This window comes from uncultured Psychrobacillus sp. (assembly GCF_938022135.1).
Classification (GTDB): domain Bacteria; phylum Bacillota; class Bacilli; order Bacillales_A; family Planococcaceae; genus Psychrobacillus.
Genome location: NZ_CALIED010000033.1, coordinates 1 through 24,958, shown reverse-complemented (window position 1 = coordinate 24,958; position 24,958 = coordinate 1). Strand labels below are relative to the sequence as shown.

Annotated in this window: 23 protein-coding genes; 6 read left to right on the top strand and 17 right to left on the bottom strand. The window is 37.5% G+C overall.

Annotated features, from left to right (window positions below):
* Window positions 1-120: 120 nt before the first annotated feature.
* From Q0371_RS07370 to Q0371_RS07330, 9 genes are all read right to left on the bottom strand, one after another.
* The gene (locus Q0371_RS07370) at window positions 121-1,617 is read right to left on the bottom strand and encodes a PH domain-containing protein (protein ID WP_298469951.1); all 1,497 of its coding nucleotides are present in this window, start codon (window positions 1,615-1,617) and stop codon (window positions 121-123) included.
* Complete coding sequence (locus tag Q0371_RS07365) at window positions 1,610-2,089, bottom strand: PH domain-containing protein (RefSeq protein ID WP_169360976.1); 480 nt, start codon at window positions 2,087-2,089, stop codon at window positions 1,610-1,612. The genes Q0371_RS07370 and Q0371_RS07365 overlap by 8 nt, the downstream gene beginning before the upstream one ends.
* 185 nt (window positions 2,090-2,274) lie before the next feature.
* A complete protein-coding gene (locus Q0371_RS07360; protein ID WP_169360975.1) occupies window positions 2,275-3,819 on the bottom strand; it encodes a DEAD/DEAH box helicase in 1,545 nt (514 codons plus the stop codon).
* 335 nt (window positions 3,820-4,154) lie between these two features.
* Entirely contained in the window at window positions 4,155-4,850 is a 696-nt protein-coding gene (locus Q0371_RS07355) for an alpha/beta fold hydrolase (protein WP_298469950.1), read from the bottom strand.
* Window positions 4,851-4,867: 17 nt separating this feature from the next.
* Window positions 4,868-6,235, bottom strand: coding sequence for a UDP-N-acetylmuramoyl-tripeptide--D-alanyl-D-alanine ligase (murF, locus tag Q0371_RS07350; protein ID WP_169360973.1), 1,368 nt, complete (start codon window positions 6,233-6,235; stop codon window positions 4,868-4,870).
* A 6-nt stretch (window positions 6,236-6,241) separates the two neighbouring features.
* The gene (locus tag Q0371_RS07345; RefSeq protein WP_298469949.1) at window positions 6,242-7,348 is read right to left on the bottom strand and encodes a D-alanine--D-alanine ligase; all 1,107 of its coding nucleotides are present in this window, start codon (window positions 7,346-7,348) and stop codon (window positions 6,242-6,244) included.
* A gap of 63 nt (window positions 7,349-7,411) precedes the next feature.
* Window positions 7,412-7,726, bottom strand: coding sequence for a multidrug efflux SMR transporter (locus Q0371_RS07340; protein WP_298469948.1), 315 nt, complete (start codon window positions 7,724-7,726; stop codon window positions 7,412-7,414).
* Window positions 7,726-8,055 carry a multidrug efflux SMR transporter gene (locus Q0371_RS07335; RefSeq protein ID WP_169360970.1) on the bottom strand — a complete coding sequence of 110 codons (330 nt, stop codon included), beginning with the start codon at window positions 8,053-8,055 and terminating at the stop codon, window positions 7,726-7,728. The genes Q0371_RS07340 and Q0371_RS07335 overlap by 1 nt, the downstream gene beginning before the upstream one ends.
* A gap of 61 nt (window positions 8,056-8,116) precedes the next feature.
* Window positions 8,117-8,854 carry a hypothetical protein gene (locus tag Q0371_RS07330; protein WP_169360969.1) on the bottom strand — a complete coding sequence of 246 codons (738 nt, stop codon included), beginning with the start codon at window positions 8,852-8,854 and terminating at the stop codon, window positions 8,117-8,119.
* Between the two features lie 201 nt (window positions 8,855-9,055).
* On the opposite strand from Q0371_RS07330, the gene Q0371_RS07325 reads away from it, so the two are divergent.
* Window positions 9,056-10,237, top strand: a complete 1,182-nt coding sequence (locus Q0371_RS07325) for an FtsW/RodA/SpoVE family cell cycle protein (protein WP_298469947.1) — start codon at window positions 9,056-9,058, stop codon at window positions 10,235-10,237.
* A gap of 64 nt (window positions 10,238-10,301) precedes the next feature.
* On the opposite strand, the gene Q0371_RS07320 is transcribed toward Q0371_RS07325, so the two are convergent.
* A complete protein-coding gene (locus Q0371_RS07320) occupies window positions 10,302-10,439 on the bottom strand; it encodes an Lmo0850 family protein (protein ID WP_251553339.1) in 138 nt (45 codons plus the stop codon).
* 173 nt (window positions 10,440-10,612) lie between these two features.
* Between Q0371_RS07320 and Q0371_RS07315 the strand changes: the two genes are divergently transcribed.
* Together Q0371_RS07315 and Q0371_RS07310 are read left to right on the top strand one after the other, a co-directional pair.
* Complete coding sequence (locus tag Q0371_RS07315; RefSeq protein ID WP_298469946.1) at window positions 10,613-11,026, top strand: CBS domain-containing protein; 414 nt, start codon at window positions 10,613-10,615, stop codon at window positions 11,024-11,026.
* Window positions 11,027-11,265: 239 nt separating this feature from the next.
* Window positions 11,266-12,423: an MFS transporter gene (locus tag Q0371_RS07310; RefSeq protein ID WP_298469945.1), complete on the top strand. Its 1,158-nt coding sequence runs from the start codon at window positions 11,266-11,268 to the stop codon at window positions 12,421-12,423.
* 130 nt (window positions 12,424-12,553) lie between these two features.
* Here the strand turns inward: Q0371_RS07310 and Q0371_RS07305 are convergent, their stop codons facing one another.
* A complete protein-coding gene (locus tag Q0371_RS07305) occupies window positions 12,554-13,855 on the bottom strand; it encodes an MFS transporter (protein WP_298469943.1) in 1,302 nt (433 codons plus the stop codon).
* A gap of 147 nt (window positions 13,856-14,002) precedes the next feature.
* Here Q0371_RS07305 and Q0371_RS07300 point away from each other — a divergent pair, with 147 nt between their 5' ends.
* Window positions 14,003-15,223, top strand: a complete 1,221-nt coding sequence (locus tag Q0371_RS07300) for a helix-turn-helix transcriptional regulator (protein ID WP_169360963.1) — start codon at window positions 14,003-14,005, stop codon at window positions 15,221-15,223.
* Window positions 15,224-15,310: 87 nt separating this feature from the next.
* On the opposite strand, the gene Q0371_RS07295 is transcribed toward Q0371_RS07300, so the two are convergent.
* From Q0371_RS07295 to Q0371_RS07280, 4 genes are read right to left on the bottom strand one after another with little or no spacing between them, the layout of a single operon-like run.
* A complete protein-coding gene (locus Q0371_RS07295; RefSeq protein WP_298469941.1) occupies window positions 15,311-16,906 on the bottom strand; it encodes an aminotransferase class V-fold PLP-dependent enzyme in 1,596 nt (531 codons plus the stop codon).
* A gap of 15 nt (window positions 16,907-16,921) precedes the next feature.
* On the bottom strand, window positions 16,922-18,031 hold the full coding sequence (locus tag Q0371_RS07290) for an ABC transporter permease (RefSeq protein WP_298469939.1): 1,110 nt from the start codon (window positions 18,029-18,031) through the stop codon (window positions 16,922-16,924).
* Window positions 18,028-19,302, bottom strand: a complete 1,275-nt coding sequence (locus Q0371_RS07285) for an ABC transporter permease (protein ID WP_298469938.1) — start codon at window positions 19,300-19,302, stop codon at window positions 18,028-18,030. The genes Q0371_RS07290 and Q0371_RS07285 overlap by 4 nt, the downstream gene beginning before the upstream one ends.
* 11 nt (window positions 19,303-19,313) lie before the next feature.
* On the bottom strand, window positions 19,314-20,243 hold the full coding sequence (locus tag Q0371_RS07280) for an ABC transporter ATP-binding protein (protein ID WP_298469936.1): 930 nt from the start codon (window positions 20,241-20,243) through the stop codon (window positions 19,314-19,316).
* Window positions 20,244-20,431: 188 nt separating this feature from the next.
* On the opposite strand from Q0371_RS07280, the gene cls reads away from it, so the two are divergent.
* Window positions 20,432-21,886 (top strand): cardiolipin synthase, encoded by a 1,455-nt coding sequence (gene cls, locus Q0371_RS07275; protein WP_251553336.1) that lies wholly within the window; start codon window positions 20,432-20,434, stop codon window positions 21,884-21,886.
* Window positions 21,887-21,950: 64 nt separating this feature from the next.
* On the opposite strand, the gene Q0371_RS07270 is transcribed toward cls, so the two are convergent.
* Window positions 21,951-22,844, bottom strand: coding sequence for a M15 family metallopeptidase (locus Q0371_RS07270; protein WP_298469934.1), 894 nt, complete (start codon window positions 22,842-22,844; stop codon window positions 21,951-21,953).
* A gap of 169 nt (window positions 22,845-23,013) precedes the next feature.
* Between Q0371_RS07270 and Q0371_RS07265 the strand changes: the two genes are divergently transcribed.
* Window positions 23,014-24,165, top strand: a complete 1,152-nt coding sequence (locus Q0371_RS07265) for a 3-phenylpropionate MFS transporter (RefSeq protein WP_298469932.1) — start codon at window positions 23,014-23,016, stop codon at window positions 24,163-24,165.
* 233 nt (window positions 24,166-24,398) lie between these two features.
* On the opposite strand, the gene Q0371_RS07260 is transcribed toward Q0371_RS07265, so the two are convergent.
* Window positions 24,399-24,644 carry a hypothetical protein gene (locus tag Q0371_RS07260; protein WP_251553334.1) on the bottom strand — a complete coding sequence of 82 codons (246 nt, stop codon included), beginning with the start codon at window positions 24,642-24,644 and terminating at the stop codon, window positions 24,399-24,401.
* Window positions 24,645-24,958 lie beyond the last annotated feature (314 nt).

Sequence of the window (24,958 nt, the reverse complement as noted above, 5' to 3'; positions counted from 1 at the left end):
TATTTATGTTCTTAATAGCCTTTTGAAAGTTCCTTTGTTTATGTTTTCAGTCACTATAAAAAATAATTGTTAGTCAAAATAAATCAATAACTTTAACAAAGCTTATGGACAAAATAATTATCATTCCATCTCTTTTTCTATATCTATTTTAGGCTTTCGTATTGGCTCATACCAGCTTAATAGGTTTTCAGAATGTTCCTTCTCGATATGAGGAATCACTGTTTCTGCCCCGCCAACCCCTGATTTTATAGTTACTACTACAGAAGAAACGTCTGATTTCTTCTGAAAGTACGTAGTACGAGCTGTCATCGATTGAATCCTTCTTTTCTCCATCCAAACAGTCACTCTACTAAATAATCGATATTGGGCAACTAACTGTGTCTCTTCTATATAAAAACCAGCTGTTCTCTTCTGCCACAAGCCTAATCCAAAGCTTGCGGGGATTAGTAGAAGTGATAATAATCCATATGGATAAAAGAAGTAAATAACTGTGGCAGCTATAGGTAAAATCCACAGCAAATCTAAGCGATAGAAGAATTTTCGAGATTTACTTGGCACTCTTTGAAAGTTAGGTTGCATTTGAAAATCAGGGAAAATTTCTTCTAAGATTGGATAAATCTCTGCTTTCTTTATTAATGGCAATAAACGAATGGTTTCATCTTTTTCTGCCATTGACCCTCCTGCACTATCTACCGTTACCGTAGCATATCCAGTAAGCTGACGAAGAGGGTTTTCTACTAATCGGATCCCTTGTATCCGAGTTAAAGGAATTGTAATTTTCTTTTTCTCTAAAAGTCCTCTAGTAATAATAATCTCGTCATCCTCTATCTTTATTGTAAAATCATAATAGTTGATAAAGGTTAACAGAACTGAAACAATCCAAGCCATAAGTAAAACAGCGAAGATTACTAAGACTACCACAAGCACTCCAAATTTGATGAAAATCATAATTTCGTTATAAATAGTTTCATAGGGTATAAACTCTGAGAACTGGGATGCAAATACTGCAAGACCTGAAAAGAATACTCCTACACCACCTGAAGTGCTCGCTAGTACGAGAAGATCCTTTGTGGACATTCGGAAAATTGGCTTCTTTTCTTCTATAATTGTCTCTTCAACCTCTAAATCATCTTCTATAATAGGTACATTTTGACCTTTAGCGAGCATGATTTCTTTCTTTATTTGCTCGGCGGCTTCTTTCCTAATAGCAGTAAGCTCAGCGTCAGCCTCTTTTGTAGGACCTCCACCTGCTGTTTCCACCTTTACTTTTACCAATCCAAATGGTCGATGGAATATACCTTCCGTATAGTCAAGACTCTGAATACGTTCAAAAGGGATATATCGCTTTTTCTTTACAAAAAGACCATACTCTATTCGCAGCTCCCCATCTTCAAACCAATAGCGAAATCTTCTCCATTTAATAATTCCACTGATTAGCATGAACAAAAGCAGTACTCCGTAAATGCCGTAAGTGAAAAGTCCAGACCAAAAGTTTGCATCGTCTCCAAAACCATTGACTAACACTAGAACGATTAACGGTAGAATCATTTCCTTTAAGACTTTCACAAAATTTATAACGGCAGAAATTGGGTGAAGTCTATACTTTTCTTTAGACATCTTCTTCCGCCACCCTTGCTAGCACCGAAATTCTTCCTCGTAGCTCATCCGCCTCTTCTGTTATTAATGCGGGAATTGTGTGGCTGGTAGCAGCCGTTGAGATAGTAATAGACGACAAATCATACTTACGTAAAATCGGTCCTTGCTCTGTGTCTACATGTTGCACTCTAACCATTGGGACTAGCGTTCTCTTCACAACAAATAGACCATGCTGTAGTTCTATTTCCTGATCCCTTACCTCGTATCTCCATCTGCTCCATCTTACCTTTGGAAATAAATAAATGAATAAATATCCAAATAGCAATACTACTGCTCCTGCCACTATGTATAACCATATGTAGTTTCCCGTAAAATAATTGATTACTCCTGTACCAATGCCTAATAACAAAACAATTAGGGTTTGTATGATGCCATAAATTCTCCACACTCTTAAACCTTTTACGGATATTCGATTAATTGGTTCTTTTCTCATTATCATCCACCTCTTCTCTTGTCATTGTATACGAATATTACACAAAAATGTTTCAACTTTATAATTAGATTCATTAAATTAATTTTATTTGCGAGTCATACAGGCTAAACGTTTATCTTTTTACATGCTAAGCACACAAAAGGCGAATCCACCAAAGTGGATTCGCCTTAAAGGATTATATAAAATTAGCCTTCGTTACGTGGTGTACGAGTTCTTGTGCTACGTTGTGTAGAACCGTCACGTGGACCGCTGCTACGACGACCGCTTGGACGTGAACCGCTTCCTGAACGAGAAGATCCGCGATCGCTTCCTCCACGTGATGAAGAACTACGTCCGCCACCGCCGCTGCTACGGTTACCTTTGTATCCGCCGCCGCCACTGCGTCCGCCGCCACTACGCTCTCTACGAGCTGGTAATGGACGTTCTTCTGAAAGTGAGATTGGTGAATCGTCTGGCTCTTTCGTCATTGACTTGATTGCTGCTGCAACCACGTCAACTGCTTCATGCTTTTCAAGCATTTCTGCAGCAAGTGTACGGTAGTCACCTAAATCATTTTTGTTAATAATTTCAGTAAGAGCTTCAATCGCTACACGTTGTTGCCCTACTAATGCTTCATCTGAGCTTGGTGGACGAAGAGCTGTCATACGTTTTTTCGTAGTGTCTTCAACAATACGAAGGTAGCCCATTTCTCTTGGAGTAACAAATGTTACCGCAATACCACTTTTACCAGCACGTCCTGTACGACCGATACGGTGAACATAGCTTTCTGGATCTTGTGGAATATCAAAGTTATAAACGTGAGTAACGCCTGAGATATCTAATCCACGAGCAGCTACATCAGTTGCAACAAGAATATCAATTTTATTTGATTTGAACTGTTTTAATACAGACATACGCTTCGCCTGGCTTAAGTCTCCATGAATTCCTTCTGCTAAGTAACCACGGATGCTTAGGGCATTTGAAAGCTCGTCTACGCGACGTTTAGTACGTCCAAAGATAATTGCAAGCTCTGGTTGGTGTACATTCAATATTCTTGAAAGGAAATCGAATTTTTCACGCTCAGTAGCTTTTACATAGAACTGTTCAATATTTTCAACAGTCATTTCTTTTGATTTGATCTTAACTTCAACTGGATCTTTCATGAATTTATCAGCAATTTTACGAATTGGTCCCGGCATAGTAGCTGAGAACAATAATGTTTGACGATTGTCTGGAACACTTTCTAAAATTGTATTGATATCATCAATGAAGCCCATGTTTAACATTTCATCCGCTTCGTCCAAGATTAATGTTTCCACTTGGTCAAGCTTTAAAGTACGACGGTTAATATGGTCAAGAATACGACCAGGTGTACCAACGATTACTTGTGGCTTGTTTTTAAGCGCACGGATTTGACGGCCAATTTCTTGTCCTCCGTAAACAGAAAGTAAACGAACTTTTTTATCATAGCCTAATTTATAAAGCTCTTCAGAAACTTGAATTGCAAGCTCACGAGTTGGAGCAATAATTAAAGCTTGAATGTTAGGGTTTTTAGGATCAACCTTTTCAATCATTGGAATACCGAAAGCGGCAGTTTTACCAGTACCTGTTTGTGCTTGGCCAATAATATCGCGGCCTTCCATAGCATGAGTGATAGTACCTTCTTGGATTGGTGTTGCTTCTTCAAATCCCATTCGTTGTACGGATTTTAGTGTAGAAGCGCTAATATTTAATTCTGAAAAATTTGTCAAAATTTTAATCTCCTTTTTGTTCTGTTTTGACAAATGGTTACATTTTCAGATGAAATTGCGGCAAATTCGAGCCTATACGAGGAACGTTTCCGTTACTTAAAATTCTCTGTGGTTTCAATCAGAGGGGTCTAATATAAAGGGAAAGCCCGGTCTTTTGCCGAGCGGTTCGTTAATTCTTACGTAAACAAACCGTTATGTTCAAAAAAAAGTACTCTTCAATAAATGCTGAAGAGTCTTCGCACAAAATGTATCCATTGTTCTAAACGTAGTATAGCATGCAATTGTCCCAGTTGCAATGAATTAGAATTTAAAGTCAGTAGCTCCGAACTTTTCTTCTACATTTCTTCCCTTAAAAATGTAAGAGCCTGTGGAAACCATTCCTGACAATCATCGCTATAACAAATATGGTGCTTCCCGCTCTCCGAAAAAATTAGCTGTTTGTTTGTAGAACGGATATGGTCAAATAAGAAGGGTGCTGTCGTAAAAGGAACAATTCCATCTTTCTTTCCCTGAACTAAACATACTGGGATTGTAATTTGTTCATAATAAGGTTCGACCATTTTCACCACTCGAACAAATTCTAAAGCAGCTTGAATAGGAGTTGCACGAAGTTTGTTACTATAGATTTGAAACAGCGTATTTTCTTTTGCTTTACCTTCAACTATTTTTTTGGCGACGTCTCCTATATCATGTAGCAACTGCGTTGGATTTATGTATTTTGCGGCAGCACTTAATAAAACCAATCTTTCAATTTTATAGCGTAGAGCCAAGTAAATGGCAATAATCCCGCCCATGGAAAAACCAACCACAAACACTCGATCTACTTCCTTTTGCAGCAAACGCAAAGCCTGCTCCGCTGCCATCATCCATGATTCGGCTGTTAGGTTTTTTAACTCCAGTGTTTCCCCATGGCCAGGTAAAGTAGGAACTACAATTTTCCAGTCAGTATTTACTTCTAGATAATCCACATATGGTTGAACTTCATATGGACCTCCAGTAAAACCATGTAAGCAAAGTACTCCTGTTTTCATGCCATCCCTACTTTCTACTATTTTTGAAAGGGTTCAATTACCTTCTCTAACTTCATTCCCCTTGATCCCTTAACTAAAACAATAGATTGATTTGTTATTTTTGAATCTAAAAAGGATATAAGTGACTCGTAATCATTTTCCACCCATTTCAGCTGTTGTTCATCAAACTTGTCTGATAGTTGGTCTTTTAACCATTTCATACGTGAGCCAAATAAACAAACACCTGAGAACACATCATTGGATATATACTCACCAATTTCTTCATGGAATGATTTTTCATCCGGACCAAGCTCCAGCATATCTCCAAGCACAAGCCATTTATCGGGTTTAATAGTCGACTTCTCTAAAAATTGAATAGCTGCTCTCATAGAGGTTGGGGCAGCATTATATGCATCGTTAATAAAAATACTGCCATTGTTAGTTTCAATTACCTGCATGCGCATATCTGTTAGTACGATTTGCTTTAAGGCATCACGCATCTGTTGACTCGACAAACCTATTTCTTTACCAACAAGTAATGCAGCCAACGTATTTTTCACTTGATGCTCCCCTAGAATGGGTATAGACATTTCTTCATTTAGCTCTCCATTTACAATAAAGCTGCTTCCCTGCTCAGTAAATGTAACTTGTTCAATACATAAATCATTTTTATTTCCTGTACCAAAGGATTTAGTATTTAAACCTGGTGCATTCGATATAAACGGTTTCAAAAGAGGTTCGTCACCGTCATAAACGAGTAGCCCATCCTTATTTAAACCAGCTATAATCTCAAACTTCGCTTTCGCAATTCCTTCTCTAGATCCAAGATCCTTCATATGCGCCTCTCCAATATTTGTGATTACTGCATACGTTGGTTTTGCCATATTTGAAAGGAATTCAATTTCTCCAAATGAGCTCATTCCCATCTCAAGTACCGCATACTCAGTATCCTCCTCAAGGGATAGAATAGTGAGAGGAAGTCCTAGTTCATTATTAAAGTTTCCTTCCGTCTTCTTCACACGGTAATAAGGCGAAAGCATTCCTGCTATTAGGTCCTTTGTGGATGTTTTACCGTTTGATCCGGTGATTCCTATGAATACGGTAGATAACTCTTCTCGATACGCTCTTGCCATCTGTTGTAGTGCTGCTTCACTACTGTCTACAAATAGCAAAGGAACGTTCTTTGGAGGATTTGGCTCATCCTTTAACCAGAATGCTGCAGCTGCCCCTTTATCGAATGCGCTCTCTACGAATTTATGACCATTCACATTCTCTCCTCGAAAGGGGATAAATAGATCTCCCGGCTTTAACGTACGGGTGTTAATAGAAACTCCTGTAACTAAAGGGTTACTAGATGGTTGTTCTAAACCTAACCACTTTGCGATATGTGCTAATGTTTTTTTCAACTTAAGTCACTCTCCGTCCTTAGAATGTTCCAGTTGCTGTTTTTCCTCATAGCGTTCAATCGCTAGTGATATTAGCTCCTCGATCAAGTCTGAGTAGGATAAGCCCGAAGCCATCCACAGCTTTGGATACATGCTAATTGGGGTAAATCCAGGCATCGTATTTACTTCGTTGATCAGCACCTCTTCTGTATCTGTGACAAAGAAATCTGCACGAACTAAACCAGAGCAATCTAACACTTTGAATGCACGAATAGCTGCATCCTCTAAAGATTTTTGCAATCTATTTGAAACATTTGCAGGTATTGCATAGTTTGTCGTTCCATCTATATATTTTGCAGAGTAATCGTAGAAGTCTTTAGTTGGTAATACTTCACCGGCTACTGAACATCTTGGAGAATCGTTTCCTAATACACTCATTTCTATCTCACGAGCGACAATACCTTGCTCTACTAAGATTTTACGGTCATATTTAAACGCTAGGTCGATTGCTTTTATAAGTTCTTCGCGATTGTTTACCTTTGTAATCCCAACACTTGATCCTAGATTAGCTGGTTTGACAAACAACGGCCATTTTAAGCTTTCTTCAATTTTTTCAAGTATAACTATTTGATTGTTCTTCCACTCACGTCGAATGAAATGAACGAAAGGAACCTGTTTTAAGCCTGCTTGAGCAAACAGTTGCTTCATAACTACTTTATCCATTCCAGCAGCAGAAGCTAAAACTCCATTTCCAACGTAAGGCAAGTTTAATACTTCTAGTAGTCCTTGAACTGTTCCATCCTCACCATTAGGTCCATGCAGCAATGGGAAGATTACGTCTAGTCCTTCATTACCTTCCGCAGTCGCAAGGTTCTTAGGGGTATTATCAGTTGGAAGGAAACTTGTTATATCATTCGCTTTTCCTGTATCTTCTCCAAATTGAAGCGTTTCAACCGATTCAACTGGCCCTAATAGTTTTTGTCCCTTTCTCCATTCTCCCTCTTTCGAGATGAAGACAGGATACACTTCATATTTAGCAAAATCTATTGCTTGCGAAACCGCTCTTGCCGTTAACAAAGAAACCTCGTGCTCCGCAGATTTCCCACCATATAATAATCCTAATTTCAATTTCATCACTTTGACCTCCACGTTTTGGATATTTCTATTTTATCATTTCTTGTATCTATACATGAATTGTTAGCCAAACAGTTTGAGACCAACTACTCCACCTATAATACAGCTTAAAAAGAATAATTTTAGACGGCTTTTCTTTTCGTTAAACAAATACATACCGACCAATACACTTCCTGCTGCCCCAATTCCAGTCCACACAGCATATCCTGTACCTACAGATATATCCTTAAGGGCTAAGGATAGTAAAAAGAAACTTAAAGATGCCGTAATAATGGTAAGTATAGAGAATTTCTTATTTGTAAAGCCATTAGAAAGCTTCATACAAACTACAAAACCAACCTCAAAAAGACCAGCTACAATCAGTATAATCCATTCCATTAATTTGCCTCCTCTGTATCTATCAGCTTTAAACCAACGATACCGAAAAGTAGCAGACATAAGAATACGACTTTACCTGCATTTACTTGTTCATTAAACCATAAAACACCTACGACCGCCGTGCCGGCAGCTCCAATACCCGTAAATATAGCATATGCAGTTCCAATCGGAATCGTCTTCATCGCCTGTGCAAATAAAAAAAAGCTAATCACTAGAAACATTATGGTGATAAGAGAAGGGATAAGCTCTGTAAAACCATGAGCTTCCTTTAACCCAATTGCCCATATAATTTCAGTTATGCCTGCAACTATAAGTAAAATCCATGCCACTATTTATCACCTCATATACATAATAGACGCTTTTGCAACAGTATGTAGCAAAAGCGTCCTCTTATATTTCTATTAAGAAATCATATGGTCTTTTAACATGGTGCTTAATATCCTCTAGCACCTCGTCAGGAAAAATATTTTCCGGTAAGCAACGAATTTCAATTCCATAATTAGTCTTATCCACGCGGAACAAAGACATGAGAACTCCGTCTTCATAAAAGTCGGTGTACCTTTCCACAGTTGCAGAGGACAACTCTGGCAATATAATATTATTCTTTTTTCTCCAAAATGCAGTAGATTTCGTTTTTTCTTTAATCACTTGATTGAATAAGTCAGCGATTAAACCGTAAAAATCTTCTATATCTCGAAAATAAATTTTAGTAATATGCTCATCTTCATCGGTCATATAGACAAATCGATTTTGAAGGTGATGATAAAATGGTGATCGAAACGCTTCTTTTTTGTGTGCTATATATAAAAGCTCTGCTTGTTCTTGAGGAGTCAGCAGATTTAATCGTCGCTCATCTGAGAAATCCAAAAAACAAAGGGAAGTAGGTTTTTCAGAGGACTCCTTTAAAAAATGTCCAAATTGATTTTCCCCTATAAAATCCATTTGTGTATGGATATTAAAAGAAGCATCTTCGTAACGATGCTTTAACAACAAAAGGGAAGACAAATTAGCAAACTTTAAAAATAGTTGAACTGAAATACCACTAAATAATGTGAAATGCTCTATCTCATTTGCATGAACGTATAGATGAGTTAAATAGTCATCTAAGTCTCTCTCTTTTTTAGCCACTGAATTTTCACTCCTCATATAAGATATATATTAGCATAATTTTATTTAAACGAAACAACTGTTTTTGTAATATCGTCTATATTACTCACAAGCCAAAAAAGAGTATTTACGATATAATAGAAAAAGTGTGTTTCCTTCTATATAAGAGAATGGAAATGAAACAAAAAATTGTATATTTAGAAAGAAATCTAGGTGATTTTTATGGAAAATAAAAAAGGCTTTGCTGATCGCTTTGATTGGACATTAGCTTTTATTTTATTATTATTTCTGATCGTTAGCTTACTAGCCATTTCCTCGGCTCAGACTACAGGTCAATACGCGGCGTATAACTTTGTATCCAAACAGCTTTTTTGGTATGTTGTTGGGTGCGTTATTATTGGGATGGTTATGTTTTTTGAGCCCGAGCAATATAAAAGAATGGCATGGTATATATACGGAATAGGAGTTTTCCTATTAGCCATCCTTGCTATCCTACCAGAGAGCATGGCTTTAGTAGAACCTCGTAATGGAGCAAAAAGCTGGTTCCATTTACCAATAGGGGACATTCAGCCTGCCGAATTTATGAAGACCTTTTATATTTTAGGTTTAGCCCGCCTTATTACCTATCATCATGAACAGTATGTGATGAAAACAGTTAAAACAGACTTTATTCTATTAGGGAAAATAGGTATCACCTTAATTATACCGTTAGCTTTTATCATGCTTCAGCCTGATTTAGGTACTTCGTTAGTTTTCTTAGCAATTACTGCTGCATTAATAGTCGTGGCAGGTATTACTTGGAAAATTATTTTACCCTTATTCTTAGGCGGTCTAGGAATAGGTGGCCTTCTCTTATGGATGGCCTTGTATGCGCAGGATTTCCTAGCTAAAAACTTTGGTTTTGACCCTTACCAATTTGCACGTATTTATTCATGGATAGATCCATATTCATATGCTTCCAATGAAGGAATGCATCTTATTACAGCTCTGAATGCAATTGGTTCGGGAGAAATATTTGGTAAAGGGTATGGAGAACGTGTTGTGTATGTACCAGAAAATCATACGGACTTTATCTTTGCTGTCATTGGCGAGGAATATGGATTTGTTGGTGCTAGTATAGTAATAAGTCTCTACTTCCTACTGATCTATCACTTAACCAAAATAACCTTACAGCTCAAGGATATGTACAGCACCTATGTATGCGCTGGAATTATTGCCATGATCACTTTCCATGTATTCGAGAATGTTGGAATGACTATTCAACTTCTACCTATAACGGGTATTCCACTACCATTTATAAGTTACGGGGGTAGTTCCTTGATGGGTAATATGCTTGCTATCGGTTTAGTCTTTAGTATGAAGTTTCACCATAGAACATATATGTTTGCTAAGGATGAAGATTAAGCGAAAAATAAAAAAAAGAGTGACTGAAGCATTCGTTTTAACGAGGCTTCCAGTCACTCTTTTTTTAGGATTGCACATGTGGACTTTGTGCGGGTGGTGATAAAGCTTTAAGTATTTCAAGCCTAGATTTTGTCATTGTAACAGTCACACCAAGTTTTGATAGATTACTTACAATTTTCTTTAAATCAACTTCCTTAGCCAATCCACCTCAGTCCCTTCCATTTATTATTACGAATATATATTTAAAAGGTTTCTTTTATTTTATTTATTTTTCTCTATCCTATAATACCACTTTTTACATGGCCTAAACCTTTCATTTTTATTACATATTTTACGCATTTGTAAACCATCATAACCTCTAAAGGAGTGATATCGATGATTGTACAGGATGTAATGAGTAAGCAAGTGGTTACGTGTAGCCCTAATGATTATGTAAACGAAGTTGCTGAACAAATGCGTTCATTAGATATCGGTTGTTTACCAGTAGTAAGCAAAAAAAAGCTAGTTGGAATGATCACAGACAGGGACATTGTAACAAGAGCAGTGGCTAAAGATGTCAAATGCAAAGTAGAAAACATTATGACTAAAACCGTCATTTCAGTTTCTCCTCAAGAAACTACAGCTGAAGCCTCAATTTTAATGGGTAAGCATCAAGTACGCCGGCTCCCAGTAGTAGAAAATGAAGAGTTAGTAGGCTTTGTGTCTCTTGCTGACTTAGCATTTCCTTTTCCCCATATACAAGAAATCTCTGAGGCTATACAAAGTATATCCGAACCAAGGAGTTATTAAACTGTTCTTAGCAAGTTCATTTCCCTGCTAATGTGAGTAGGAAAACCTATCCAGGTCAAATCTACCGCCAGTTAAAAATGTACACAAAGGATGATAAAATTCTTCAGCTAGTGATATTCTTGTTCAAACCTTGATATATCATGCTTTCATTCACTATTTTATCTTCACCTTTTTCGAGGTGAAAATTCCTTCCGAAACAGGTATTATAGATGTTAAGGTTTGAGAAAGCAGGTTTGACAATGAAAAAATCACTTTTTATATTAATGTCCGTTCAATTTCTTGTTTATTTAGGTTTTGGGATTATTATTCCCGTACTGCCTGAGGTTATACTTCAGGAGAACTATAACGAGGTTCATGTAGGAGGTCTACTAACAGTCTATGCTTTAGCTTCCTTTTTCACTGCTCCTCTTTGGGGAATGCTTTCTGATCGGATTGGACGGAAAACACTTATTCTAACGGGATTAATCGGCTTTAGCTTAAGCTTTTGGTTATTCTCCTTATTTTTCGATTCATTGGTAATGCTTTACCTTTCTCGTGTAGTCGGCGGACTATTTTCAGGTGCGCTTTACACTGCGGTAACTGGCTTTATAGCAGATTTATCAGATGAGGAAAACAGAAATAAGTATATGGGCTTCATGGGAATGTCTATTGGTTTAGGTTTTATATTTGGACCGGCAATTGGAGGTATTCTAGGTCATATTAGCTTGGAAACTCCATTTATCGTCTCAGCTATTCTATTGTTAGTCATTTTTGTTTATGCGTTAATCATTTTAAAAGAACCAGCTCGTACTGGTGAAGCCAATAAGCGAACGATTCTTCCAAGAGGCGCTTTGAGCTTATGGTCCTACCGTATAAAATACTTATTCCTTTTTTCTTTTATGGTTACCTTCCTACTTGCTGGCTTGGAGGCAACTTTTCAGTTATTTCAAATTGAAAGAGTAGCTATAACACCATTACAAATCGGTTATCTATTCATGTTTAGCGGCTTTGTCGATGCAGCTATTCAAGGTGGAGTTGTACGACGTATCAAGAACGGAACGGAGACGACTTGGCTTCTTTATGCACAAGTAGTTACAGCTATAGGGTTGGTCATGACAGTCTTTACGACTAATATTTTTTGGGCGGGATTATCCCTTTGTGTTTTCACAGCAGGTAATGCACTTGCTAGAACAACCATTGTATCCCTTACCTCCAAAGAGTCAGGTGGTCGATATGGAACTGCAGCTGGGATGACTTATTCAATGGATAATCTCGGACGCATTATTGGTCCTCTCTTGTTTGCATGGTTGTTTACGAAGCAGCCAGATAATATTTATGTATTGTCTGGGATTCTTGCGATATTAGCAATAGGTTTAATTTTCGCATATCGTAGATCAACTAAAACATTAAAGGGATAATAAAGAGGTTGGGACAAAACTCCTCGAAAATCGTGTTGTATACCCTACAAGATATAAGCTAGAAAAGAACAAAAACGTGAAATCATGTTGCTGATTTCACGTTTTTTTAGTCCTAGCCCCATTTTTTATTTCATTCTGGCTGAGGGTCCGGTGTTGTCTCTACTTTTCTTTTCGCAAGCTCTGGATGTGCTTTTCTAATAACCGATGGCCTTGCAAGCACTAAAACGGTAGCTACTAATAGAACTCCCGAAGTAATTAGGATAAGCTCTGCAGATAACACATCATACAGAAACCCAAAAACAACCATCCCAAGTGGCATTAACGCCATGGATCCTGTCTCTAAAATAGAAAACACACGGCCTTTATAGTCGTCATCAATTGTCTTTTGCATCATAACCATAATCGGTGTATTAGTGATCATCATAGACACTCCAAAAACAAAGAGGACTATAATATAAAATACCACGGTCCCAAAATAAGACATGTTCATTAATAATGGAGTCGCAATCGCTCCCAATAAAAACCCTGTACCCACAATGCTCCACTTAGATACAAGAAGAGGGTATTTTAACTCCTTCGCACTTGAGAAGTAAATAGACATTAACAGCATTCCAATAGCAAAGGCCATTTCTGTATATCCAAAATGGACTGGATCAAGCTTTAATTTTTCAATCAGGATAAACGAATATCCAACCTGAAATGCCCCAAACAAAAAGTTCACTATTAAAGAAATGAAAATTATAACTTTTATGGTAGGTTGCTTCATTAAATATTTAAAACCTTCTTTGATGCTTTGTAGCATCGACTCTTTTGGAGCCCCTTCCACTACTTCTTTTCTTGTAGCAAATAATTTAAAGTTCATCGTAGATTCTAAAATTACCGCTATAATAGATGCTGTCAAATAAATCCCTAAAAACACCGGCATAGGCACTGTTCCATATAATATCCCTCCTACCGCTGGGCTTCCAATTGTCGCAAAGGAAATAGACATCTGGTTTAAAGACATCGCTTTTTGTATTCTCGCTTCATCTACTAGCCCCGTCATGGAAGAACTAAATGTTACTCCCGAAAACGTTGAGGTAATGGATAAGATGACCGTTGTTATATAAATCGCAATCAATGACAATTCTGCATTTATACTGAAGATTAATAATCCCCCTATCGCCAACGAGCTGGCAATTTGAGCTCCAATAATGATGCCTTTTCTAGAGTATTTATCAGCAGCATACCCCGCAAAAGGAGCAAGTAGAGTTCTAGGTAAAATACTACATATTAGGTTTGTCGCGAAGCTTGTTGCAGAGCCAGTTAACTGTAGAATATAAAAACTGATAGCAAATGCATAAACTTGAGCGCCAAAAATCGATATGAGCTTACTAATGGTGAATGTCCATAAATGATAAGTAGCTTTTTTCAACTTCACTATTTCTTCCATAATTTTTCCCCTTTGTTTAGCTTTTTCTTTCTATGTGTTCTGAAAAAACTAAAAGTTTAATTTTATTAAACAAATAATATCATATCCGTTCTTCCATTTCAACAAAAAGTTTAATATAATTAAACTAACAATAAATGAGGTGAAGCTATGCAGACGCTTGGAGAGCGAATACGTACATTGAGAAAGCAACAAAAGATGACTCTAGAGGCACTTGCAGGTTCTGAGCTAACTAAGGGAATGCTCAGTCTAATCGAAAATAATAAGGCGAAGCCTTCTATGGAAAGCCTTCAATATATCGCAAAACAGTTGAACGTAGATGTTTCGGAGTTATTAGAGGAAGTAAGTGGACAAGAACTACGCGTAGTTCTTGAGAAGGCGGAGCATCTTTTTAATACACACTACAATGATCTATCCGATGAATATGAGCAATTAATACAATTAGTAGAGCCATATTTACCTAAGATCGGTCATGGGTATGAGTCAGCCCGCTTGTTAGAAATGTACAGTCGTTGTATGTACCAAGTACATAAAAAAGACTGGGAACAATCATTGAATCAAGCAGCAGAGCTTTATGAGAAGCTAAACATTACTTCACGACGAGCTAAAATAGGAATTGTTAGAGTAATGGTCAAATTTCAGGAGCATAATTACGAGGACGCCTTGCATATTCTCCAACAGGAACGGGCGGAACTAGAAAATACTGGTATATGGATTGACCCCGTTTCTCGACTTGACTTTGACTATACCGAGACAGCCTTGTACTACGCAATCGGAAACTATGAATCTGCCTTAAAGCTAATGGACCAAGCAATTGAGTATTCAAAGGAAAACAAAACCTTTTACCACTTAGATGACCTTTATAGAATCGCTTCTGCCCATGCAATGATGCAAAAAGACGAGGAGAAAATAGAGTATTACGCAAAAAAAATAGAGGCATATGGAATCTTTGCAGATGATCCAGATGCCGAGTACTTCTCTTTGATTACTAAAATCCATTACTTAAATTCCTATAAATATCAATATGAAGAGGCTGAAAAAATATTTCAAACATATACATTAGCAAAAGATAAAATTTTTACCCCTTACTTTGTATTAGAGCGAGGGAAAACTTATTACGGTTTAAAGCAATTTGAAGCTGCCATTGAACAGCTAGAGCAAGTAGTCATTCATGATGCTCTCAGTCATCCGATTGATTTATCCATTTTTTACGAGAAAGATGCATACCTATCCCTGTGCTATAAAGCCATTGGTCAAAGAGCTAAAGCAAAAGAGGCTGCGAAAAAGGCTTATGACAATGTAAGCAAGATGCCAGACACTCCTTATAAAACTTTTATCCAAGAGACTTATAAACAGATTAATACAGATTAAATCTTTCCATACTTACATAAATAAGGCTCATTGTAACCAATGTTACAATGAGCCTTATTTAATGTTGCGTTCATTATTACCCACTATTCACAGGCTACTTGATTCAAAAAGCGACTTACTTTTTCCTTCATGATATAGACGGTAATTGGCAAACCAATTGATGAATTTCGTCCATGCAACTTCAAAATCTGGCTGAATACAGGATATTTGAATAAGGCTTTTTTCTTTTAAATATTCACTTTTATAATGTAAATCAAAGCCTGACATTCTTGCATCCTCAGCGAGGTGTGGAAATTGGTTTTCTTGTAATGTGAATATCATAGGATATGTGTTATTTGTAAAGAGCTCTATATTATGTCGTTTAACTTCCTCTTCAATATACATCCATCGTTTATGTAAAAGCTTATATCTTTCCCCATCGTCATAGGCCGTTAAGGCATTTTCTAGGCTATGGATAAGTTGGGATGGCATTGTAAAGGGTACGTGGGAGTTTGTCGTTAAACCTATGTCTAAATAGGCTGGAATACGCTCACAGGAGACTATTTCTGAATTGGCAAAGACAAAAGAAATTCCGCTCATGGTACCTATTGCCTTTCCACTGACCCCTGTAGCCAAATATAATCCTTCCATAGAGAATGGGAGAGATCCAAACGAGCTAACACAGTCAGCGCAGAGCAATACATTAAAACGACGGCAAATGTCTTTCAGTTCTTCTAATTCATTTAGCATCCCTGTCGAGGTTTCCCCATGAACCATTAGTAGCCAGCTATAATTTCCAAGCGCAAGTTTTTTTTCAATGGCCTCTAAATCATACGCCTGTCCCCAATCATAGTTAACCACGTTATAATCTAATCCCCAACGTAATGCCTGTTTTTGAAGACGCTCTCCAAAAGCTCCATTCGTTAATATAAGACCCCTTTCATCCAACACCTTCAATTGAGCGATCATTGCTTCGTTCGCCAAAGTACCAGTTCCTACAAGTAAGTGAACGTATTTAGCACCACTCAACTCATTTAACCTGTGCTTAACTCGATCAAGCATAACCTCAAACTGATGAGAACGATGGGTGAGTGGATCTTCCTGAAAAGCATTTTTGATTACATTAACCTGGTGAACAGGACCTGGATAAAAAGAATACCTTTTCTGCTTAAAGCGTGCAGCAACCGAATTATCAAAGCGCTCTCTCGTTAATACCATAGGGACGAATAAGGCATCCTCTGCTCCGATTGGATTTGCAAAAGGCTCAAAACCAAGCTGATTATACAGCTTTTGCTCTCTTACCGTTCCCGAAATAACGGCCGCTCCATATCCATTTTCATATGCAAAGTCAGATAGTGCTCTAGCTAAATAATAAAAAACACGCCCATTTCGATGCTTTTTATCTACAGCTAGTAAACGGACCTCACAGAGTGCCCCTTTTAGGGCATCCTCTGGAAGATAATTTTCTACTGGTCCTAGCTTCTTGTCTAACGAGAATGGACGCTCCGCTCTAAAGGCTACCATTCCCGCAAGCTCTTGGTCTTTTAATACAATCACATAAACGTTTTCATGGTGAAAAGGATCTACTCTCATTCCACTTGGATCTTTTTCATGTTGCGGAATTTCTTCTACGAATGTTTCATAATTTAATTTTGCGATAGCTTCAAATTCTTCATTTGTTCTCGCTACTTTACACCAGTACATTTCCATTCCCCCTTTTTACTCACTAGAATGGCCACGTTCTGTTTTCTTTTCTAATAAATATATACCCCCTGCTATAAACGTAGCCGCTAATAAAAGCATCATCCATAGGTACGCGGATACAGCACTTAAGGTTTCCCCATAAATGGTAACTCTTTTTAATGCTTCCATCGCATAGTAAATAGGAGACAGCCATTTCATATTCAGTAACCCTTCTGATTGAACAATTTCAAGTGGCCAATATGCCCCACCTAACATAGCGAAAGCCACTGCCAGCAAGGAAACAACAACTCCACTTTGACTAACAGTTTTGGCTAGGGAAATGATTATTAATGATATCGCCAAAACTAATAATACATAAATACTCGATATAATAATTATTTCTGAGAATGCTCCATACATATTAGTTTCTACGATAAATCGGAACACTAACAAAACTAAAAGCATTTGCAAAAAACCAATTAGAAAGCTAAAAGATAAATGCCCGAAATATAATTTAGTCCGGCTAATAGAAGCTAACTTTAGACGATTCCACACTCCTGTTCTTTTATCTTCCAATATAAATTGAACATTTGTTGAGATGGTATAAAATACAAAAAAGAGCATATAACCAAATAAACTTTGCAGAGCTCCATCATATCGAAAGGTCTGCTTTTCATTCATAGCGCTAATCTCGATTTCAAAGGCTTCCTCATCGTCTAAAATTCTATTCACTTCATTCCACTTATCCCTACCGCCAACTTCTACTATTCTTTTCTCAAAGGCCATTTCGTTATATGCAGCTTCTATCACTAAAGATACATTTCTAACGACATCTGTTTCTGCACTGCTCAAGACTGTATACGTAGACTCTGTAAGTAACACTCCTATTAAGTCAGGGTCTCCCTCTATCTTCTCTTCCAACTCAGTTTTAGATAGTGGATGAAAGGAATAATCCTCTAAATATTTTAATTTATCTAATACGTCACTACTTGTTTTGGAATGATCATTAGTGATAAAAATTGCTTGCTGGCCACCTACACCACCACTGAGAACATAGGCGAGGACAACTGTCATAAAGGTCATTGTTAGAAGAACCAACGGCTTTCGCTTTAAATTTTGAGCTCTTGCAATCCAAATGCCCTTCATGATGTCACACCTCTTTTAGGAAATACTATAATGGACAAGCTGACACATATTAATAGGCCGATATATAGCACATACATCTGTGGCCAAATCACACCAACTGAATCACCAGTTTGAATTGAAAGAATTGCTTTCATTGTGGCTCCGTTAGGGGTATAGCCACCGATGTCACCAAGCGTCTCGGATACATCACTAATCTTAAAGAAGGAGCCTCCTAAGAAGGAGAAAATAGTAATCACTAATCCATTAAACACATTAGCAATACCTTCAGTTCCCGTTTTAAATTGTAAGACGGTTAAAAGTGCTGAAAGTCCCCCGATAAATAAGCTGAAGCTAACAACTATTACAATCATAGCCTGTATGCCAATCCAGTCTATTCCCAGCACCAGGCTTCCATATAGCAATATAATCGCCTGTTGCAGTAACGCTACAATTGCCCCTGTTATAAATATAGAAAGAGTGTAATAGGTTGAGGATACTCCTGCTAAAAGGATTCGGTCATAAACCTTCCAATATACTTCCTGTAACGCAAATCCTGCCAAAAAGGAGGGTATATAAAGAGCAAACATTACTAGCATTCCCACAGAGTAATAAACGGAAGATGGAATAGTTCGTTCTCCCTCATTCATTAAATGCTCTAATTTTTGTACTGCAATTGTTTGACCCATTACTTCGTTTGGAGTTATACCCACTTTATTTAAAGCCATTGACTGGCTATACCCTTTTTTCCACTCCTCAAGAATCGAAGCAATTATAGATGACCTTATTTCATTCTCTTGATTTAATAACAACTCAAAACTCGGCTTATTTCCTTGGTCAAAATAAGATTGTTTAATATAATCTAATCTGAAATTATCAGGAATGACTAAGATACCATCCACATTATTACTCTTTCTTAAATCTTCTAGATTAGATATATCTTCGTTAGTCGTTTTTACATATTTCTCCATTTCCTTAGAGAGGAGAATTGAATTTTGCAAAACATTAGTAGGATCGTTTTCTTCAAACGTTTGCAAAAGAGTATTAAGAGTTGACCCTTCCAGTCCAGACTCTTTTAGAAAGGCTGTAATAGATGCCTGTTCCTTCTCCCAGCTAGTTTCATCTATAATTACCAAGTGAGCCTGAATAGCAGAAGATCCGTCTGTATCCATGATCCCAGCCAAGGCTGATGATAAAATAGTAATCAAGATAATAGGCATAGCTAAAAGGATAATAAACGGCTGCTTATTACGAACAATCACCTTTAGTTGCTTACTAATTAAGTTAAAAAGCATTCTATTTCCCCCTAGTCTCTCAAAGCTCTTCCTGTTAAATGTAAAAAAACATCCTCGAGAGAAGGAATTTTAACTACTGCAGAAGTAATCGTCACTTCGTTTTCGGCAGCAACTGCAAAAATACTTGATAATGGCTCCATAAACTTAGAAAGAGAGACTAAAAGCTTTTCTTCTTCCCTGTGGATGTTAGCAGTTGGAAAATGCTTCTGTAAGCTTTCCTCAAATGCAACTGAAAGTGAATGTCCTTTTAACTCAATTGTTTGTTGGTCGGAAACTAAAGACTTTAATTCCTCTTTTGTTCCCGATGCAATAATTTCACCTTGGTCCATAATGTATATCTTTTCGCAAAGCAGCTCTACCTCTTCTATATAGTGACTTGTGTAAAGTAACGTCATACCTTCCTCTACTAGCTGCTTTACGGCCTCTAATATGTAAGCACGAGACTGAGGATCTATTCCTACAGTAGGCTCATCCATAATGAGAAAGGAAGGCTTATGTAGTAAAGCCGCTCCAATGTTAAGTCTACGCTTCATCCCACCGGAAAAGGTTTTTACTCTGTCCTTTCTCCGGTCACTTAAACCAATCTTTTCAAGCACATCCTCCACCCGTGTTTCTAAATTTTTTCCTTTCAGCCCATAAATTCGTCCAAAAAACTCTAGGTTTTCTTGTGCTGTAAGCTCTGGGTACAAGGCTATTTCTTGAGGTACCACCCCTAAATTCTTACGAAGCATTTGAGGATTCTCCTCAATGGAAGTCCCATTCCAAAGAACAGTTCCACTTGTAGGCTTCATTAATGATGAAAGCATGGATATAGTAGTTGATTTTCCTGCTCCATTCGGACCTAACAGTCCAATTGATTCTCCTTCACCAAGTTCCAAATTTATCTTTTTCACTACTTCTTTTGTTTTAAACTTCTTCTGAAGATTTTTTGCTTGAAGCATTTTTCCCATCTCCTTAAGTCTAAATTCCCACCTTGATTATATCAGACTATTCAAACACCTTATATGTATATTTCATTTTGCTAATTACTTATGCTTATAGGTTTACTCAATATGTTACAATTCTTCTTTCTTTTAACTAAATCGGCTATACTAGAAAAGACAGATATAAAAGGGTTGGGGGTGTAATTTTGGCTGCAAGTATATATGGTTTTGTTGGTACAGGCATACTAATTTTAAATATTTCTTTAGCGATTGCCTTGATATTTTTAGAGAGACGAGATGCGTCCTCCACCTGGGCTTGGATTTTAGTTCTATTCTTTATCCCCATCCTAGGTTTCGGTATTTATTTACTGTTTGGAAGAAGATTGCGACGCAAAACCCTTTTTCGCTGGGAAGGGAAAAGTAAAATAGGTATCGATAAATTAATTGAGTTTCAAATGGAAGCTATTGAAGATGAATCCTTTGATTTTAGATTGGATGACGCTAGTCATTACAAAGATTTGATTATTATGCATCTTAATAATAACCATGCCGTTTTAACACAAGATAACAAAGTGGATATCTTTACAGACGGGCGTGAAAAGTTTGATGCCCTCTTGTTCGACTTAGAAAATGCAAAGGACCATATACACATTCAATACTATATTTTCCGTTTAGATAATTTAGGACAAGAGATTTATAAGGTTCTACTAGCAAAAGCTAAACAAGGAGTAAAGGTTCGCATACTGTACGACGATACAGGCTCTCGCTCTTTACGAAAGCGACACTTTCATGAGCTCATTAAGTTAGGGGGACGCGTGGAAGCATTCTTTCCATCCATTCTTCCATTGATTAATCCGCGGATGAACTACCGAAACCACCGCAAAATAGTAGTCATTGATGGACGAATTGGGTACATAGGAGGATTCAACGTCGGTGATGAATACTTAGGTAAGAAAAAGAAATTTGGTTACTGGAGAGATACTCACCTTAGAATTGAAGGAAGCTCCGTTCATCCGCTCCAAACTCGTTTTATACTCGATTGGAATCAAGCTTCTGCAGAACACGATATCGAATATTCCGATCGTTTTTTCCCAGCTATCCCATTGAAAGGTTCTGTTGGATTACAGATTGTTTCGAGTGGACCTGATTCTGAGTGGGAGCAAATTAAAAATGGTTATTTAAAATTAATCATGATGGCGAAGAAATACATTTATATTCAGTCCCCCTATTTCATACCAGATGCTAGCTTTATGGATACTCTCCGGGTAGCTTGTCTTTCAGGGATAGACGTAAGAATTATGATACCTAACAAGCCTGACCATTTATTTGTATACTGGGCAACCTATTCATATGTTGGAGAGCTTATCAAAGCTGGGGCAAAAGTATTCATTTATGAAAATGGATTCCTACACACGAAAATGATTGTTATTGATGATGAAGCTTCTACTGTAGGTACTGCTAATATTGACGTTCGAAGTTTCAAGTTAAATTTCGAGGTAAACGCATTTATTTATGACAATGAAACTTCCCATCAATTAGCGGAGTTATTTGAAGAGGATATGAAGCTTTCTACTGAACTTACATGGGAACTTTATGAAAAACGGTCGACTATGATTAAGTTTAAGGAATCACTTGCTCGACTGATATCTCCAATTTTATAAAACGATGATTTAAGCCATTGCCTTAATACAAGAAAAAGATCCCACGAATGATGGGATCTTTTTCTTATATGCCTAAATATTCTTCTAATGTTGTATTTGCTTCATATATTTTAGCTGCATGGTCCAATCCTATATATCTAAAATGCCAAGGCTCATACATATACCCTGTAATTTTTTCTTTTCCATTCGGAAAACGCATAATAAATCCATATTTATGGGCGTTAGATGCTACCCATTGGCCAGCTGGCGTCTCTCCAAAGCTCTCTCTTGCGAAGTGCTGCTCAAAGTGTAATTCTCCGATATCGAATGCAAGCCCAGTTTGATGCTCAGAGTATCCAGGGCGAGCGCTATATCGATCTGCCGCTTCCACTCCATCATTGCTCACATATCTATTATATAGCTGCTGTTGATAGTCAAAAGAACGGTATGTACTAAATGCTACTAATTCGTAACCGGAAAGCCTTGCTTCAGCTGCCATTGCTTCGAAAGCTTGTCTTGCTTCTTTACTTTCCCCAGGTGCATAAGTGGCAGGTAGGGGATATTGCTTGCTTGCTATTAAAATTCCATCTATATAGGTTGGCTCGGCAGGTAAAGTTTCATTGCCTTCATAACCTTTTGCCCCTGAACGATCTACTTCTTCTATAGGCTCCTCTACAATTGGAGGCTCCTCTTTTACTGGATCTTTTGCTTCCTCTATTACTTGCGTTGGTTTCTCTAGTTCAACCTCAGGTTTTTCTTCCTGAACTGTAATACCTAACGCCCTTAAACTTTTATCTATATTCCAATCATTTATACCAATCCATCCCACGGCAGTTACAACTATTAAACCCAAAATAATAGTAGCTACAATTTTTGGCCACTTTCTTTTCTTTTTTGCCTTCATTAAACTAAATCTTGATTGCATCCCTTGCTCTTCCTTCTTTCCAATTAGCGATATTACTAGTTTAACATTTTTCATAGAACTTATCCCTAATCAAATTAAAATGCTTTATAATGTTATTAAACTCGTTTCAAAATTGTAACTTATGCGGAAATAAATTCGCACCAAAAATTAAATCTAGACAGTTATTACAGCTAGCTAACTCATTTACTTAGCTTTAATAAGTCGAAAGTAAAGAGGTCATTCTATGAAGTCTCAAAAATGGTTATCCATTAATTTTTTCACATTTTTCTTCACATGGGGAGTTTTTATGCCCTATTGGACCGGTTATCTAACCAATGCTAAAGGTCTGAGTGTCACCTCCGCTAGTATTATTATGGGTGCTGGAATGCTTGCAAGAGCCTTTTCCACGTTTGCCTTATTCCCACGAGCTACTAGTAAGTATAGTATGCAGAAGGTGCTTCGCTTGCTCGCGTTACTTTCCTTTGCAGCACTTGTTTTATACATACCCTTTAATTCTTTTTATTCTTTATTAACTATTACTGTTTTGTTTAGCTTAATCTATCCTAACTTATTACCTGCTATGGAGAGTAGTGCATCCATTCTCATGCAAAAGGACAAAGTTCACTATGGAAAAAGCCGTTCGTTTGGATCAGTCGGCTTCATGGTTGCCCTGTTGTTTATCGGAGGAGTAACTGCTATATGGGACGAGCAAGCAATACTCTGGACGATGTTAGCTGCACTTGCAATCATCATGCTGACCTACTCTAGACCAATGCCAGCCTCTTTGAGTGAAATACCCTTGAGAACAACAAAAGAAAACTCTGTTAAATGGAAAGAACTTTTTACTTCTAAGCAATTTATCATTATTTTAACGTTAACTGTACTTATACAGGGGTCTCACGCATCATATAATAATTATGGATTTATTTATCTTCAGGATATCGGGGTCAACAGCCTTTATATCGGAATCATTTTAAATGTTGCTGTTATATTTGAAATTGTATTCTTTCTTATTGCTGACAAGTTATTTTCAAGTAAGAAAGTATCTTGGATGTTTCTCTTAGCCGGGATTGGCGCCACCATTCGTTGGATTGGAATCTATCTATTTCCATCGGTTTGGATGTTTATCCTCACTCAGGCACTACATTCCGTTTCTTTTGGAGTTGCACATTATGCCTTTATTCAATATATATCTAGAACACTAGACAAAAGGCTCATACCTGCTGCCCAAGGAATTTATGCTGCTCTATCCATGAGTTTAAGTAGTGCCGTCCTAACACTAGCTGGTGGTTATTTATATGATATAGAACCAAAACTAGCCTTTTTAGGAATGGCATTTTGCACGGTTCCAGCTATTATACTCATTGTTCTGTCTAGAAAAAAGTTTAGCTATTAAATCTTAAAGAACTTTAAACAAAACAAGAAAAGCGCAAGCGCCTATGTCTGCCCCGACAGGCAAATGGAGAAAAGCGAGGAGGCAGTTCCTCAGCCACCGGAGCTTTTATCCATTTGACCCCGAGGGGCAAGGTGGTGGAGCTAGACATCAATTTATCCACAGATTCAAAACTTTATAATTTCCTAAACAATAAAGAAAACGTGAAATCATCTACACATGATTTCACGTTTTTTTTAGGTAATTGTTAGAAATAATACGAGTACAAATAGGACAGCGAAAACGATTGCCATTGTTTTCATCCATTTCGCCTCTCGTTCATGCCCTTTTTCCTTAAATACAATAGCTCTGTAACCATTACTTAAGACAAAGATAAGAGTCATAAACAAAACAGCTAAATTTATATCTCCTTTTATAATAAATACTAAAGAAGCAATACTAACAGCTACAATTAAAATACCAAATATCCAATTTCTCTTCATACGAACACCTCTATTTATTTAATGCGCAAGCAGTCTGTCTCTGACCCGACAGGCAAATGGGGGAAAGCGAGGAGGCAGTTCCCCAGCCACCGGAGCTTTTTTCCATTTGACCCCGAGGGGCAAGACTGCTTGCGCTGGATACCATTTAATGCGCAAGCAGCCTGTCTCTGACCCGACAGGCTAAACACTGACCCAATTATTATAACTTTTTCATAAGAAAAGCGAAACCGCCTATCTCTGCCCCGACAGGCAAATGGAGAAAAGCGAGGAGGCAGTTCCCCAGCCACCGGAGCTTTTATCCATTTGACCCCGAG

Excerpts from the sequence above, each read along its gene's own strand:
- Q0371_RS07370 (WP_298469951.1), bottom strand. The coding sequence starts at position 1,617 with ATGTCTAAAGAAAAGTATAGACTTCACCCAATTTCTGCCGTTATAAAT.
- Q0371_RS07365 (WP_169360976.1), bottom strand. The coding sequence starts at position 2,089 with ATGAGAAAAGAACCAATTAATCGAATATCCGTAAAAGGTTTAAGAGTG.
- Q0371_RS07355 (WP_298469950.1), bottom strand. The coding sequence starts at position 4,850 with ATGAAAACAGGAGTACTTTGCTTACATGGTTTTACTGGAGGTCCATAT.
- Q0371_RS07345 (WP_298469949.1), bottom strand. The coding sequence starts at position 7,348 with ATGAAATTGAAATTAGGATTATTATATGGTGGGAAATCTGCGGAGCAC.
- Q0371_RS07340 (WP_298469948.1), bottom strand. The coding sequence starts at position 7,726 with ATGGAATGGATTATACTGATTGTAGCTGGTCTTTTTGAGGTTGGTTTT.
- Q0371_RS07325 (WP_298469947.1), top strand. The coding sequence starts at position 9,056 with ATGGAAAATAAAAAAGGCTTTGCTGATCGCTTTGATTGGACATTAGCT.
- Q0371_RS07315 (WP_298469946.1), top strand. The coding sequence starts at position 10,613 with ATGATTGTACAGGATGTAATGAGTAAGCAAGTGGTTACGTGTAGCCCT.
- Q0371_RS07310 (WP_298469945.1), top strand. The coding sequence starts at position 11,266 with ATGAAAAAATCACTTTTTATATTAATGTCCGTTCAATTTCTTGTTTAT.
- Q0371_RS07305 (WP_298469943.1), bottom strand. The coding sequence starts at position 13,855 with ATGGAAGAAATAGTGAAGTTGAAAAAAGCTACTTATCATTTATGGACA.
- Q0371_RS07300 (WP_169360963.1), top strand. The coding sequence starts at position 14,003 with ATGCAGACGCTTGGAGAGCGAATACGTACATTGAGAAAGCAACAAAAG.
- Q0371_RS07295 (WP_298469941.1), bottom strand. The coding sequence starts at position 16,906 with ATGTACTGGTGTAAAGTAGCGAGAACAAATGAAGAATTTGAAGCTATC.
- Q0371_RS07290 (WP_298469939.1), bottom strand. The coding sequence starts at position 18,031 with ATGAAGGGCATTTGGATTGCAAGAGCTCAAAATTTAAAGCGAAAGCCG.
- Q0371_RS07285 (WP_298469938.1), bottom strand. The coding sequence starts at position 19,302 with ATGCTTTTTAACTTAATTAGTAAGCAACTAAAGGTGATTGTTCGTAAT.
- Q0371_RS07280 (WP_298469936.1), bottom strand. The coding sequence starts at position 20,243 with ATGCTTCAAGCAAAAAATCTTCAGAAGAAGTTTAAAACAAAAGAAGTA.
- Q0371_RS07270 (WP_298469934.1), bottom strand. The coding sequence starts at position 22,844 with ATGAAAAATGTTAAACTAGTAATATCGCTAATTGGAAAGAAGGAAGAG.
- Q0371_RS07265 (WP_298469932.1), top strand. The coding sequence starts at position 23,014 with ATGAAGTCTCAAAAATGGTTATCCATTAATTTTTTCACATTTTTCTTC.
- Q0371_RS07260 (WP_251553334.1), bottom strand. The coding sequence starts at position 24,644 with ATGAAGAGAAATTGGATATTTGGTATTTTAATTGTAGCTGTTAGTATT.